Below are 12,091 nucleotides of genomic sequence, written 5' to 3'. Positions count from 1 at the left end.
GATCAGACGCGCTCGATGATCATCGCGATGCCTTGGCCGACGCCAATGCACATCGTGCAAAGCGCGTAACGTCCGCCCGTGCGATGCAACTGGTAGCTCGCGGTCGTGACGAGCCGCGCGCCGGACGCGCCCAGCGGATGGCCGAGCGCGATCGCACCGCCGTTCGGATTGACGCGGGGATCGTCATCGGCGACGCCGAGCATGCGCAGCGTCGCCAAACCTTGGGACGCGAACGCTTCGTTCAGCTCGATCACGTCCATCTGGTCGATGGTCATGCCGAGACGCGCAAGCAGCTTCTGCGAGGCCGGACCTGGACCGATGCCCATCACGCGCGGCGGCACGCCGGCCGTGGCCAAGCCCAGAATGCGCGCGCGCGGCGTGAGGCCGTTGCGCTTCGCGCTTTCCTCGTCGGCTATCAGCATCGCGACCGCGCCGTCGTTCACGCCCGACGCGTTGCCCGCCGTCACCGAGCCGTCCGGACGCACGACGCCCTTCAGTTTCGCGAGCGCTTCGAGGCTCGTTTCGCGCGGATGCTCGTCCTTGTCGACGACGAGCGCATCGCCCTTTTTCTGCGGAATCGTCACCGCGACGATTTCCTGCGCCAGCGTGCCGTCCTTTTGCGCGCGCGCCGCCTTCTGCTGCGAGCGCAGCGCGAACGCGTCCTGATCGGCGCGGCTGATCTTGTAGTCGTCCGCGACGTTTTCGGCGGTTTCCGGCATCGAATCGACGCCGTACTGCTTCTTCATCAGCGGATTGATGAAGCGCCAGCCGATGGTCGTATCGTGGATTTCTGCGGAACGCGAGAACGCGCTCGTCGCCTTGCCCATCACGAACGGCGCGCGGCTCATGCTTTCGACGCCGCCCGCGATCATCAGGCTCGTCTCGCCCGCCTTGATCGCGCGGGCCGCGACGCCGATCGCGTCCATGCCCGAGCCGCACAGGCGATTGATCGTCGAGCCCGGCGTGCCGACCGGCAAACCGGCCAGCAGCGCCGACATGCGCGCGACGTTGCGGTTGTCTTCGCCCGCCTGATTCGCGCAGCCGTAGATCACTTCGTCGATGGCTTCCCAGTCCACTTCCTTGTTGCGCTCGACCAGCGCGCGCAGCGGCACGGCGCCGAGATCGTCGGCGCGCACGGAGGACAGCGAACCGCCGTAACGGCCGATCGGCGTGCGGATGGCATCACATACGAAAGCTTGTTTCATCTTCAATGTCTCCAGAATTCTCTCAGGCTGCTTCGGTCAGCGGCGCGTATTGCAGTGGCACCTGGGCCAGCTTCTGCAACTCTTCGAACGCCAGTCCGTCGACGATTTCGCGCACGACGAAGCCTTCCGGCGTCACGTCGAACACGGCGAGATCCGTGTACACGCGATTCACGCATGCGACGCCCGTCACCGGATACGTGCAGGCGTCGACCAGCTTGCTCTCGCCCTGCTTGGTGAGCAGTTCCATCATCACGTAGACCTGCTTCGCGCCGATCGCGAGATCCATCGCGCCGCCGACAGCCGGAATCGCGTCGGGCGCGCCGGTGTGCCAGTTCGCGAGATCGCCCGTCGCGGAAACCTGGAAGGCGCCGAGCACGCAGAAGTCGAGATGGCCGCCGCGCATCATCGCGAACGAATCGGCGTGATGGAAAAACGCGCCGCCGGTCAGCAACGTGACGTGCTGCTTGCCTGCGTTGATGAGTTCGTCGTCTTCCTCGCCTTTGGCGGGCGCCGGGCCCATGCCGAGCAGGCCGTTTTCGCTGTGCAGGAAGATCTCGCGGTCCGCCGCGAGATGATTGGCGACGAGCGTCGGCACGCCGATGCCCAGGTTCACGTACGCGCCTTCGGGAATGTCCGCGGCCACGCGCTTGGCCATTTCGTCACGAGTGAGTTTCTTCATGGCTTTTCGTCCTTCCTTAAGCGGCGAGTTCGGCTTGATGCACGGCTTGCGGTACTTCGACGACGCGCTGCACGAAAATGCCCGGCGTCACGATGTTTTCGGGGTCCAGCTCGCCGAGCGCGACGACCTTCGAGACCTGCACGATGGCCGTTTTCGCGGCGCTCGCCATGATCGGACCGAAGTTGCGCGCAGTTTTACGATAGACCAGATTGCCCCAGCGATCGCCCTTATATGCCTTCACGAGCGCGAAATCCGCGTGCAGCGGCGCTTCGAGCACGTAGTGCCGGCCGTCGATCACGCGCGTTTCCTTGCCTTCGGCGAGCTTCGTGCCGTAGCCCGTCGGCGTGAAAAATCCGCCGATGCCCGCGCCCGCCGCGCGGATGCGTTCCGCCAGATTGCCCTGCGGCACGAGTTCCAGCTCGATTTCGCCCGCGCGATAGAGCGCGTCGAACACATGCGAGTCCGTCTGACGCGGGAACGAGCAGATGATCTTGCGCACGCGCTTCGCCTTCAGCAGCGCGGCCAGTCCCGTGTCGCCGTTGCCGGCGTTGTTATTGACGATCGTGAGCTCGCGCGCGCCCTGCTCGATGAGCGCGTCGATCAGCTCGGACGGCATGCCCGCCGTGCCGAAACCGCCGATCATGATGGTCGCGCCGTCGTGGACGTCGGCGACGGCCGAGGCGAGCGAATCGAAAATCTTGTTGATCATTGCCGTTCCTGTCTGTCTCGAACTGGGGTTTACCTGCTCGTCAGCACACTTGCGCTGAAATGTTCGTCATGCGAACATGGATTCGTTTAGCGAACATCGGCATGTTAGTCCCGCATTCGTTGTCGTGTCAACGAAGCATGCGCGAAGTGGGGGTTTTCACCGAGCTCGAACTTCGCCTCGACCGCCCGTTCGCGCTTTCATCACAGGCCTTATGAAGAATTCAGCCACGCTCAATCCGGATGCCGAGCCGCAAGACGCGCAGGCGCGCCCCGGCGATGCCTACGTGCAGTCGTTCGCGCGCGGGCTCGCTGTCATCCGCTCGTTCGATGCGAACCGCCCCGCGCAGACGCTGACGGATGTCGCGGCGGCCACCGGCCTTACGCGCGCCGGCGCGCGCCGCATCCTTCTGACGCTGCAGGCGCTCGGGTATGTCGAGGCCGACGGGCGTCTCTTTCAGTTGACGCCGAAGATTCTCGACCTCGGCTTCGCCTATCTGACGTCGATGCCCTTCTGGAACCTGGCCGAACCGGTAATGGAAGGCCTCGTCGAACAAGTGCACGAAAGCTGCTCGGCGGCCGTGCTGAACGGCGCGGAAATCGTCTATGTGCTGCGCGTGCCGACGCACAAGATCATCACGCAGAATCTGTCGATCGGCAGCCGTCTGCCTGCGTTCTGCACGTCGATGGGCCGCGTCCTGCTCGCCGCGCTCGACGAAGTGCGCCTCGACGAAGCGCTCGATGCGAGTTCGCTCGTCGCGCGCACGCCGCGCACGATCGTCGACAAGGGCGCGCTCAAGGAAGCCATCGCCGCGGTGCGCCGCCAGGGCTGGGCAATCGTCGATCAGGAACTGGAGGAAGGACTGATTTCGATGTCCGCGCCGATCCGCGACCGGCAAGGCCGCGTGATCGCGGCGCTGAACATCAGCGGCAACGCGCAGCGCAAGAACGCAAAGCAGATGGTGAAGGCGTTTCTCGAACCGCTGCAGGAAGCGGCGCAGCGCGTGTCGGACATGGTCGCGCGGCGCGGATGACGCCGTATCGACGCGAGGAGACGGCGGTTCCGAAATGAACGATCTCGATCTCAACCTGATTCCGTACCTCGTCGCCATCGAGGAGACGCGCAACGTGAGCCGCGCCGCCGAGCGGCTCGGGGTGAGTCAGCCGCGCGTGTCGACCGCGCTCGCACGTCTGCGCGAGTACTTCAACGATCCGCTCTTCGTGCGCACCTCGCGCGGCATGGAGCCGACGCCGCGCACCATCGCGCTCGTGCCCGCGGCGCGCGAGGCGCTGGCGCGCATCGAACGCGGCCTGCTCGACCGGCAGCACTTCGATCCTTCGACGAGCGCGGAGACGTTTTCGATCGCGCTTTCCGATGTCGGCGAGATCGTCTTTCTGCCGCGCCTCTTGCAGGCCTTCGCGAAGGAAGCGCCGAACGCGAATCTGCGATCGGTGTCGGCGTCGCATGGCGATGTGGAGCGCGGGCTCGAAGCCGGCGATATCGATCTGGCGGTCGGCTACTTTCCGGACTTGCGCGGCAACAACTTCTTTCAGCAGCGGCTTTTCTCGCACCGGTTCATCTGTCTGATGCGGCGCGATCATCCGTTCGCGAACCAGCCGCTCACGCTCGAACGCTTCATGGAATGCGGCCACGCGGTCGTGCGCGCGGAAGGCCGCAGCCAGGAAGTGCTGGAGAATTATCTCGACAAGGAACGCGTGCGCCGGCGCGCGGTGCTCGAAACGCCGCACTTCATGAGCCTGCCGTTCATCCTGTCGCGCACCGATCTGATCGCGACGGTGCCGCATGCGATCGGCTTCGCGTATGTCGCCGAGCATGCGTCGATCACGCTCGCCGAGCCGCCGCTCGCGTTGCCCCGCTTCGATCTGAAGCAGCACTGGCATCGCAAGTTTCACAACGATGCGCGCACGATGTGGCTGCGCGGCATCGTCGCTTCGCTCTTCAACGACGAGCTAGACGAGTGGCCGAAGTAATGCTCGACGTCGCCGGTCGATGCTCCACGCGCCCGGCCCCGCCGCCGCGATGAACAAATAGATGAACGACAGCAGCACGGCCGGCTCGCCCTGATTCAATAGCGGCAGCAGGAAGTTTCCTTTCGGCGCGTGCCCGATGAAGTACGCGAACGCCAGTTCGCCCGACAACACGAACGCCGCCGCCCGCGTGAACAGGCCGATCAGCACGAGCACGCCGCCGATCAATTCGATGACGCCCGCCACGCCGAGCAGCGAGACGAGCGGCAGACCGTCGAACATCGCGATGTGCGGAACATGGAACAGCTTCGCGCTCGCATGCGTGAGCAGCAGATACGAAGCGACGATGCGCAGCAGCGCGTGAGCGTAGCCGGCGAGCGCCGACGCGTTGGCCGCGGATGGTCGAGTGTGTGTCGCAGACATCGCAAAACTCCAGTGAAGGTAGGTTGCCTGCAGTTTAGGCAGACATCGTCGGTCGATAAATCCGGCTAACATTAGCGTTTTGTTTCCCGGCAGGAAATGATCGATGGATGCTCTCACCAGCTTGCGCGTGTTCCGCGAAGTCGTCGAGGCCGGCAGCTTCGTGAAGGCTGCTGAACGGCTCGACATTTCGACCGCGATGACGAGCAAGCACGTCGCCAATCTGGAGCGCCAGCTCGGCGTGCGTCTCCTGAACCGCACGACGCGTCACCTGAGTCTCACGGAAGCCGGCAACGTCTACTACGAGCAATGCAGCGAGGCGCTCGACATCCTGCAGGCCGCGCAAGCTGCCGTCGGCGTGCAGACGGCGGAGCCGCAAGGCGTGCTCAAGGTCACGGCGCCAGGCTGGTTCGCCAATCGCACCTTCGCGGATCTGCTTGTCGCGTATCAGGCGCGCTATCCGGGCGTGCTCGTCGATCTGCGGCTGGAGAATCGCTTCGTCGATCTCGTCGAGGAAGGCTACGACATGGCGATTCGCGCCACGTCGGAGCCTTCGCCCTCGCTGATCGTCAGGCCGCTGTGCAAGATGCCGTTCGTGCTCGCGGGTTCGCGCGCGTATCTCGAACAGCACGGCAAGCTGCGTCATCCGGATGATGTCGCGCGTCATCGCTTCGTGTTGCCGACCTACACGAATATCGATTCCGTCACGTTGACCGGTCCGGACGGCGCGTTTACCGTGAAGAACCAGGCGGTGCTCAAGACCAACGATACGTCGATGGCGCTACAGCTCGTGCGCGCCGGACTCGGGCTCGCATACTTTCCGGCGTGGATCGTCGAGCCGGAATTGGCGTCGGGCTCGCTCGTGCGCGTGCTGCCGAGCTATTCGGCGTTCGCGCCGTCCGTGTATGCGGTGTACACGAGCCGCAAATACATGACGACGAAGGTGCGGACGTTCATCGATTTCCTGTCGGAGTCGCTGGCCGATCGGCCAATCTGATTAGGATTACTCTTATTTTTGCGTCGAGACTTGCGTGTAATCATCGCGCTCGCTTCCGGAAGCGGGCGCTCCAGACGCAACATAAATCCATCTTGCGCGCCGCCGGGATCGTCCCTTCTACCCATACGCGAGGCGCGCGACATGCATTTTCCGTGGCTTCCCTTGATTTTTATCCTGAGTTTGCTGGGCGTGACGCTCTTCGTCTGCCGCACGTTGAACGCGAGCGAACGCGCTCTGAAGTGGAACGGCGCCTTGATCTTTCTGTGTCTGTGCGGCGCGGCCATGGTGCTGGACTTCACGTTGACGATGATCTTTGCGTCCGCCGGCTTCGATGAGCGCACGCCGTACGACAGTTTCGGATCGCGCATCGCGTGGACGGAGCGCATCGCCACCTATCTGATTCCATGCGCGATTTCGTTGCTTCTGGCTTTGAGGTTCCGCAGGCGTCAGCGCTTCCCGCTGGAAGTCTCGCCTGAGCGGGCGTCGGCCGAGCGCGAGGATTCGGTGAAGATCCAGACGTCGCCGTACACGCAGTCGGAACTGACGCTCTGACGCATTGCGAGTGAATTTTGTGAGTGCAACAGCGAAATTGTTGGAAGCAGTTCTACTATTCGTTTCTCTCTGATATACTTTCGCTCTTTCGGGGCGTAGCGCAGCCTGGTAGCGTACCTGCATGGGGTGCAGGTGGTCGGAGGTTCAAATCCTCTCGCCCCGACCAGAAATTGAAGGCTCTCCGGCTTCTGCCGGAGAGCCTTTTTTCTTGGCCCCTCGCGGGTCATCGATGACGCATCGCCCGCGTTTCTCCAAGGGCGTGCGCAGCTCGACTACCACCTCGCCGATGCAATGCTTAAAGTCGGCGCCGATGAAGAAGCGCTGACCAGAACGGCCGCGGCGATGGGCATGACCGTCTGAAGCCGTTCGTCATGGACGACACGCGCGCAAAAACGCGGCGCCGTCCGCCAATATTCAGACGTAAAAGCCTAAAAAACACTTGTGTGTCAGTAATTTAAGCCCTAATCTTAAGGTGACACATAAGGAACGGCGCCCCATGCCTTTGTCTGTCCCAGCGTCCGCCAGAGCGCGGCGCAGCCGATGCGGCCAAACCTGCTCCGCCCTGCGCGCGGAAGTCGCGAGATGGTTCGGTCCGGGAAGCGGCGCGCGCGTCACGCGCTTCGGGCGCATCTATCCCGGCGGCAGCCGCTATGTCTCCGTTCGCGCGTCGAGACCAGGCCGATGCTTCGCGCTTTACTTCTTCCACCATGGCGTCGATGACTGGCGCATCTATCCGCCATGGGGCGTCGGACCGAGCATCGTCTATTGGTCGGTCAAGACCAAGTTGCCGGCCACGCAAGCAGCCGGTCCGAAAAAACGCTTCCGCGTAGGCGTCAAGCCTTAACCGCGGGCAGGGCCTGTCCGGTCACCGACTCCTCGACGGCGGCTGGTACACCTTCGCTACATCGGCGGCCACGATGCCTTGCGACGCATCCGGTAATTACAGTGTGGGACGGACAAAAAAAATGCCGCGAGAATTCGCGGCATCGGGACTTTGAATCGGACGGCGTTCATCCGCCGAGAAGATCGATCACCTGAAGAATATCCTTGCGCAACTGCTCGACATCGACGCCCGGTTGAGCCTGCGTCGATACTTGCGTCTCGGCCATGTCCGCATCGTCGTCGATTGCACGTCCCTGCGAATCGAGCCGGTTACGCGCCCCGTTGATCGTGAAGCCCTGCTCGTACAGCAACTCGCGGATGCGCCGAATCAACAAGACTTCGTGATGCTGATAGTAGCGGCGATTGCCACGCCGCTTCACCGGCCTCAGCTGCGTGAACTCCTGCTCCCAATAGCGCAGCACGTGAGGCTTGACGCCGCACAACTCGCTGACTTCGCCAATCGTGAAGTATCGCTTGGCGGGGATCGGAGGCAAGACGACTTTTTCCATCGTCGATCAACCATCGTTATAAGTGATGTCGATTGAAGCGCGGTGGCCAAGCAACGCGACGCGCGAGTCATTCGCGCGCCACCGGGAAATCAGCGAGTGAGATCGGTCTCCGCTCCCGTTTCGACCAGCGCCTTCAGCTTCTGACTTGCATGAAACGTGACGACCCGCCGCGCGGCGATAGGAATGGCCTCGCCCGTCTTCGGATTGCGGCCGGGACGCTGAGGCTTGTCGCGCAACTGGAAATTGCCGAAGCCGGAAAGCTTGACGCTCTCGCCGCTCTCCAGCGCATCGCGGATGACCTCGAAGAAGGCTTCGACCATGTCCTTGGCTTCGCGCTTGTTCAGACCGACATGGTCGAACAGCATCTCCGCCAACTCGGCTTTGGTGAGCGTCGGCGTATCGCCGGGCGCGCTCGAGGTCGGAATATCTCGGGTCATGGCGCTACGCTGCGCCGAAAGAAGGGCTTCGAAATCACTCGAGTTCATTTGGTTCATATCGGTAAAACGGCGCTTGCCATATTTAAGACTTGGCGATTAAGACGGAAAGGGCCAACTGAAGGCTATCCGCGCAACCGCGCGCCGTGTACTCGAGCCAGGCGATCCACCAGCGTTTTGATAGCCGTATCGACCGTTTCGTCCTGAAGCGTGCCGCCAGTATCTTGCAACGTTACACGGAAGGCAAGACTTTTCTCATGCGCTCCCAAGCCACCGGAAGTATTTGATTTTGGACGAAATTCATCGAAAAGGGCAACCTTCGTGACGTACCTGCACGCCGCTTCCGCGCGCGCGCTTTCGAGCTCGTCGAGCAGCGCCTGAACCGCCACGTTTTGATCCACGACAATCGCGATATCGCGACGCACCGGCGGAAATTTCGACACTTCGGACGGCGCCGGCAATGCGCGATCCATCAACGCGTCGGCGTCGATTTCGAAGAGGATCGGCGCGTTCGGCAGGTCGTACTTTTGCAGCCAGCGCGGATGCAGTTCGCCGATCCAGCCGACCGCGCGCCCCGCCACCTCGATGCGCGCGCTGCGTCCCGGATGCAACGCCGGATGCTCCGCCTTAACGAAGCGCGGCACGACGGGCGCGAAGAGCGCTTCGACATCGCCCTTCACGTCGAAGAAGTCGACGTTGCGCGTGGCCACGCCCCACTGTTCCTCGACCACCGGACCATACGCGAGCCCGCCGATCATCTTAGGTTGCGCGAAGCCTTCGACCGTCAGTTCGCCCGCTTTAACCGTTGCGTCGCGATGGAACACGCGCCCCGCTTCGAACACGCGCACGCGGTCTGCGCGGCGATTCAGGTTATGACGCAGCACTTCGATCAGGCTGCCGAACATGGTCGAACGCATGACCGAGAGCTGGCTCGCGATCGGGTTCAGCAGCTTGATCGGATTATCGTTGCCGGCGAAGTCCTTCTCCCACTCGGCGTCGACGAAGCTGAAGTTCACCGTCTCCGAGTAGTCGCGCGCGGCGACTTCGTGGCGCAGCGTATGGATCGAGCGCTTCGTTTCGTTCGTGATGCGCATCTCGCTGCGCGCGACCGGCGGGCGCGCCGGAATCTTCTCGAAACCGTAGATGCGCGCGACTTCCTCGATCAGGTCTTCCTCGATCTCGATATCGAAGCGATACGGCGGCGGCGTGACCTTGAAGGTGTCGCCGTCGCGCTCGAACGCGAGGTTCAGACGCGTGAAGATCTGCGCGATCTCTTCCGCGCCGATCTCGACGCCGATGATCCGATGCGCGCGCGACACGCGCATCGACACCGGATTGCGATCCGGCACGTTGACGATCTGATCGTCGACCGGACCCGCTTCGCCGCCGCAGATGTCGAGGATCAGGCGCGAGATGCGTTCGATATGCTCGACGGTCGTCGAATAATCGACGCCGCGCTCGAAGCGATGCGCCGCATCGGTCGAGAAGTTGTACTTGCGCGCGCGGCCGCGGATCGCGTCCGGCCACCAGAACGCGGCTTCGAGATAGATGTTGGTGGTGTCGAGCGAGACGGCCGTGCTGTCGCCGCCCATGATGCCCGCGAGACTTTCGACGTGGCGATCGTCGGCGATCACGCCGACGGTTTCATCGAGCTCGACGGTGTTGCCGTTCAGGAGCTTCAGCGACTCACCCTTCTTGCCCCAGCGCACTTCGATCCCGCCGTGAATCTTGTCGAGATCGAACACGTGCGTCGGACGGCCGAGTTCGAGCATCACGTAATTGGAGATGTCGACGAGCGCGGAGATGCTGCGCTGGCCCGCACGTTCCAGACGCTCGACCATCCATTGCGGCGTCTTCGCGCGGGCGTTCACGCCGCGAATCACGCGGCCCGAGAAGCGCCCGCACAGATCGGGCGCGAGCACCTTGACCGGCAGCTTTTCGTCGAGCTTCGTTTCGACGGCCGGCATGTCCGGTTGCTTGAGCGGCGCGCCGGTGATCGCGGCCGTCTCGCGCGCAACGCCGAACACCGACAGGCAGTCTGCCTTGTTCGGCGTGAGCTTGATTTCGAAGACGGTGTCGTCGAGATTGAGCGCCTCGCGGATGTCCTGGCCGACCTTCGCATCGGTCGGCAGGATCAAGAGACCGCTGTGATCTTCCGACAGCTTGAGCTCACGTGCGGAGCACAGCATGCCTTGACTGTCGACGCCGCGCAGCTTCGTCGGCTTGATCGCGAAGGGCTCGCCGCCCGCTTCGGCCGGCGGCAGCACGGCGCCGATCAGCGCGACCGGCACCTTGATGCCCGGCGACACGTTCGGCGCGCCGCACACGATATTGAGCGTCTCGCCCGTGCCCGCATCGACCTGACAGACGTTGAGCTTGTCGGCGTTCGGATGCTTGGCGACTTCGAGCACTTGGCCCACGACGATCTTCGTGGTCGGCGGCGCGACCGGGCGCAGGTCTTCGACTTCGAGGCCGGCCATCGTCAGCGCGTGCGCGAGTTCGTCGGTGGAGAGCTTGGGATCGACGAAACTGCGGAGCCAGGATTCTGGGAATTGCATGTGTGTCTACGTTCGAAATGTTTGGAGTCTCACGATCGCCGCTTATCGAGAAGCGATCGCCGCGGGCGCTAAGTGCTTTACGCGAACTGACGCAGGAAACGCAGATCGTTCTCGAAGAACAGACGCAGATCCTGCACGCCGTAGCGCAGCATCGTCAGGCGCTCGAGGCCGCTGCCGAACGCGAAGCCGATATAGCGCTCCGGATCGAGGCCCATGTTGCGGATGACGGTCGGATGCACCTGCCCCGAGCCTGAGATTTCCAGCCATTTGCCCGCGTTCTTGCCGTGTTCGAACATCATGTCGATCTCGGCGGACGGCTCCGTGAACGGAAAATACGACGGACGGAAGCGCACGAGAATGTCGTCGCGCTCGAAGAACTTCTTCAGAAAATCGGTGTAGACGCCCTTCAGATCCGCAAAGCTGATGTTCTCTTCGATCCACAGGCCTTCGACCTGGTTGAACATCGGCGAATGAGTGGCGTCGCTGTCCACGCGATACGTGCGGCCCGGCACGATCACCTTGATCGGCGGCTTGTTCATGCGCGCGTAGCGCACCTGCATCGGGCTCGTATGCGTGCGAAGCAAAAGCGGACGGCCATCCGCGTCCTTGCCGTCGACGTAGAACGTGTCCTGCATCGAGCGCGCCGGATGGTTCTCCGGGCTGTTCAGCGCCGTGAAGTTGTACCAGTCGGTCTCGATTTCCGGACCGTCGGCGACATCGAAACCGATCGTGCGGAAGATTTGTTCGACGCGCTCCCACGTACGCATCACCGGATGCAGCGTGCCCGCACCCGCGCCGCGTCCCGGTAGCGTGACGTCGATGGCTTCCGACGCGAGACGCTGATTCAGCAGCGCGTCGGCCAGCGCCTGACGGCGCGCGTTCAGCGCGGCTTCAACCTGCTGCTTTGCCTGATTGATGCGCGCGCCTTCTGTCTTCTTCGCTTCCGGATCGAGCTTGCCCAATCCCTTCAGCAATTCGGTCAGCGCGCCGGACTTGCCCAGGAACCGTGCCTTCTCGTTTTCGAGCGTGGTGGTATCGGCGGCGTGTTCAAAGGCGCTTTTCGCGTCGGCGACAATCTGGTCCAGATCCATTGATCCCATCTTTTAGCGTCGAAATTCAATCTGAGGTTCGGTTTTGCTCATCCACGCTCCACGATGGGCA

Annotated in this window: 13 protein-coding genes and 1 tRNA gene; 6 read left to right on the top strand and 8 right to left on the bottom strand. The window is 62.9% G+C overall.

What is annotated here, in order from left to right; all coding sequences use genetic code 11:
• Positions 1 to 2: 2 nt before the first annotated feature.
• The 3 genes from pcaF to NCS67_RS05020 are packed head-to-tail and all read right to left on the bottom strand — an operon-like array spanning position 3 to position 2,593.
• Complete coding sequence (gene pcaF / locus NCS67_RS05030) at positions 3 to 1,205, bottom strand: 3-oxoadipyl-CoA thiolase (protein WP_250434536.1); 1,203 nt, start codon at positions 1,203 to 1,205, stop codon at positions 3 to 5.
• Between the two features lie 22 nt (positions 1,206 to 1,227).
• The gene (locus NCS67_RS05025) at positions 1,228 to 1,884 is read right to left on the bottom strand and encodes a 3-oxoacid CoA-transferase subunit B (protein WP_008350173.1); all 657 of its coding nucleotides are present in this window, start codon (positions 1,882 to 1,884) and stop codon (positions 1,228 to 1,230) included.
• 16 nt (positions 1,885 to 1,900) lie between these two features.
• A complete protein-coding gene (locus tag NCS67_RS05020) occupies positions 1,901 to 2,593 on the bottom strand; it encodes a 3-oxoacid CoA-transferase subunit A (RefSeq protein ID WP_061134631.1) in 693 nt (230 codons plus the stop codon).
• 211 nt (positions 2,594 to 2,804) lie between these two features.
• Here NCS67_RS05020 and NCS67_RS05015 point away from each other — a divergent pair, with 211 nt between their 5' ends.
• Both NCS67_RS05015 and NCS67_RS05010 read left to right on the top strand, forming a co-directional pair.
• Positions 2,805 to 3,623, top strand: a complete 819-nt coding sequence (locus NCS67_RS05015) for an IclR family transcriptional regulator (protein ID WP_250434534.1) — start codon at positions 2,805 to 2,807, stop codon at positions 3,621 to 3,623.
• Positions 3,624 to 3,657: 34 nt separating this feature from the next.
• Entirely contained in the window at positions 3,658 to 4,581 is a 924-nt protein-coding gene (locus NCS67_RS05010; RefSeq protein WP_008350178.1) for a LysR family transcriptional regulator, read from the top strand.
• Here NCS67_RS05010 and NCS67_RS05005 read toward each other — a convergent pair.
• A complete protein-coding gene (locus NCS67_RS05005) occupies positions 4,561 to 5,001 on the bottom strand; it encodes a DoxX family protein (RefSeq protein WP_034472040.1) in 441 nt (146 codons plus the stop codon). The genes NCS67_RS05010 and NCS67_RS05005 overlap by 21 nt on opposite strands.
• 103 nt (positions 5,002 to 5,104) lie before the next feature.
• Here NCS67_RS05005 and NCS67_RS05000 point away from each other — a divergent pair, with 103 nt between their 5' ends.
• The 4 genes from NCS67_RS05000 (at position 5,105) to NCS67_RS04985 (ending at position 7,391) form a co-directional block, all read left to right on the top strand.
• Positions 5,105 to 5,995 carry a LysR family transcriptional regulator gene (locus NCS67_RS05000; protein ID WP_250434526.1) on the top strand — a complete coding sequence of 297 codons (891 nt, stop codon included), beginning with the start codon at positions 5,105 to 5,107 and terminating at the stop codon, positions 5,993 to 5,995.
• A gap of 141 nt (positions 5,996 to 6,136) precedes the next feature.
• Positions 6,137 to 6,547 carry a hypothetical protein gene (locus NCS67_RS04995; protein WP_250434519.1) on the top strand — a complete coding sequence of 137 codons (411 nt, stop codon included), beginning with the start codon at positions 6,137 to 6,139 and terminating at the stop codon, positions 6,545 to 6,547.
• Between the two features lie 89 nt (positions 6,548 to 6,636).
• A tRNA-Pro gene (locus NCS67_RS04990) sits at positions 6,637 to 6,713 on the top strand.
• 330 nt (positions 6,714 to 7,043) lie between these two features.
• Positions 7,044 to 7,391 carry a hypothetical protein gene (locus tag NCS67_RS04985; RefSeq protein ID WP_244807941.1) on the top strand — a complete coding sequence of 116 codons (348 nt, stop codon included), beginning with the start codon at positions 7,044 to 7,046 and terminating at the stop codon, positions 7,389 to 7,391.
• Positions 7,392 to 7,557: 166 nt separating this feature from the next.
• Here NCS67_RS04985 and NCS67_RS04980 read toward each other — a convergent pair whose 3' ends face one another.
• The 4 genes from NCS67_RS04980 to pheS all read right to left on the bottom strand — a co-directional run bounded on the left by NCS67_RS04980 (position 7,558) and on the right by pheS (position 12,021).
• Entirely contained in the window at positions 7,558 to 7,938 is a 381-nt protein-coding gene (locus NCS67_RS04980) for a MerR family transcriptional regulator (RefSeq protein ID WP_250434517.1), read from the bottom strand.
• Between the two features lie 89 nt (positions 7,939 to 8,027).
• Positions 8,028 to 8,432 (bottom strand): integration host factor subunit alpha, encoded by a 405-nt coding sequence (locus NCS67_RS04975; protein WP_008350190.1) that lies wholly within the window; start codon positions 8,430 to 8,432, stop codon positions 8,028 to 8,030.
• 65 nt (positions 8,433 to 8,497) lie between these two features.
• Complete coding sequence (pheT, locus tag NCS67_RS04970) at positions 8,498 to 10,930, bottom strand: phenylalanine--tRNA ligase subunit beta (RefSeq protein ID WP_244807940.1); 2,433 nt, start codon at positions 10,928 to 10,930, stop codon at positions 8,498 to 8,500.
• A 77-nt stretch (positions 10,931 to 11,007) separates the two neighbouring features.
• The gene (pheS, locus tag NCS67_RS04965) at positions 11,008 to 12,021 is read right to left on the bottom strand and encodes a phenylalanine--tRNA ligase subunit alpha (protein WP_033537244.1); all 1,014 of its coding nucleotides are present in this window, start codon (positions 12,019 to 12,021) and stop codon (positions 11,008 to 11,010) included.
• Positions 12,022 to 12,091: the final 70 nt, after the last annotated feature.

Source organism: Caballeronia sp. ATUFL_F2_KS9A (genome assembly GCF_023630765.1).
Taxonomy (GTDB): Bacteria; Pseudomonadota; Gammaproteobacteria; order Burkholderiales; family Burkholderiaceae; genus Caballeronia; species Caballeronia zhejiangensis.
Note: the sequence above shows the minus strand (reverse complement) of the source record. Positions and strands in the feature narration are given on the sequence as shown.

Excerpts from the sequence above, each read along its gene's own strand:
- pcaF (WP_250434536.1), bottom strand. The coding sequence starts at position 1,205 with ATGAAACAAGCTTTCGTATGTGATGCCATCCGCACGCCGATCGGCCGT.
- NCS67_RS05025 (WP_008350173.1), bottom strand. The coding sequence starts at position 1,884 with ATGAAGAAACTCACTCGTGACGAAATGGCCAAGCGCGTGGCCGCGGAC.
- NCS67_RS05020 (WP_061134631.1), bottom strand. The coding sequence starts at position 2,593 with ATGATCAACAAGATTTTCGATTCGCTCGCCTCGGCCGTCGCCGACGTC.
- NCS67_RS05015 (WP_250434534.1), top strand. The coding sequence starts at position 2,805 with ATGAAGAATTCAGCCACGCTCAATCCGGATGCCGAGCCGCAAGACGCG.
- NCS67_RS05010 (WP_008350178.1), top strand. The coding sequence starts at position 3,658 with ATGAACGATCTCGATCTCAACCTGATTCCGTACCTCGTCGCCATCGAG.
- NCS67_RS05005 (WP_034472040.1), bottom strand. The coding sequence starts at position 5,001 with ATGTCTGCGACACACACTCGACCATCCGCGGCCAACGCGTCGGCGCTC.
- NCS67_RS05000 (WP_250434526.1), top strand. The coding sequence starts at position 5,105 with ATGGATGCTCTCACCAGCTTGCGCGTGTTCCGCGAAGTCGTCGAGGCC.
- NCS67_RS04995 (WP_250434519.1), top strand. The coding sequence starts at position 6,137 with ATGCATTTTCCGTGGCTTCCCTTGATTTTTATCCTGAGTTTGCTGGGC.
- NCS67_RS04985 (WP_244807941.1), top strand. The coding sequence starts at position 7,044 with ATGCCTTTGTCTGTCCCAGCGTCCGCCAGAGCGCGGCGCAGCCGATGC.
- NCS67_RS04980 (WP_250434517.1), bottom strand. The coding sequence starts at position 7,938 with ATGGAAAAAGTCGTCTTGCCTCCGATCCCCGCCAAGCGATACTTCACG.
- NCS67_RS04975 (WP_008350190.1), bottom strand. The coding sequence starts at position 8,432 with ATGAACCAAATGAACTCGAGTGATTTCGAAGCCCTTCTTTCGGCGCAG.
- pheT (WP_244807940.1), bottom strand. The coding sequence starts at position 10,930 with ATGCAATTCCCAGAATCCTGGCTCCGCAGTTTCGTCGATCCCAAGCTC.
- pheS (WP_033537244.1), bottom strand. The coding sequence starts at position 12,021 with ATGGATCTGGACCAGATTGTCGCCGACGCGAAAAGCGCCTTTGAACAC.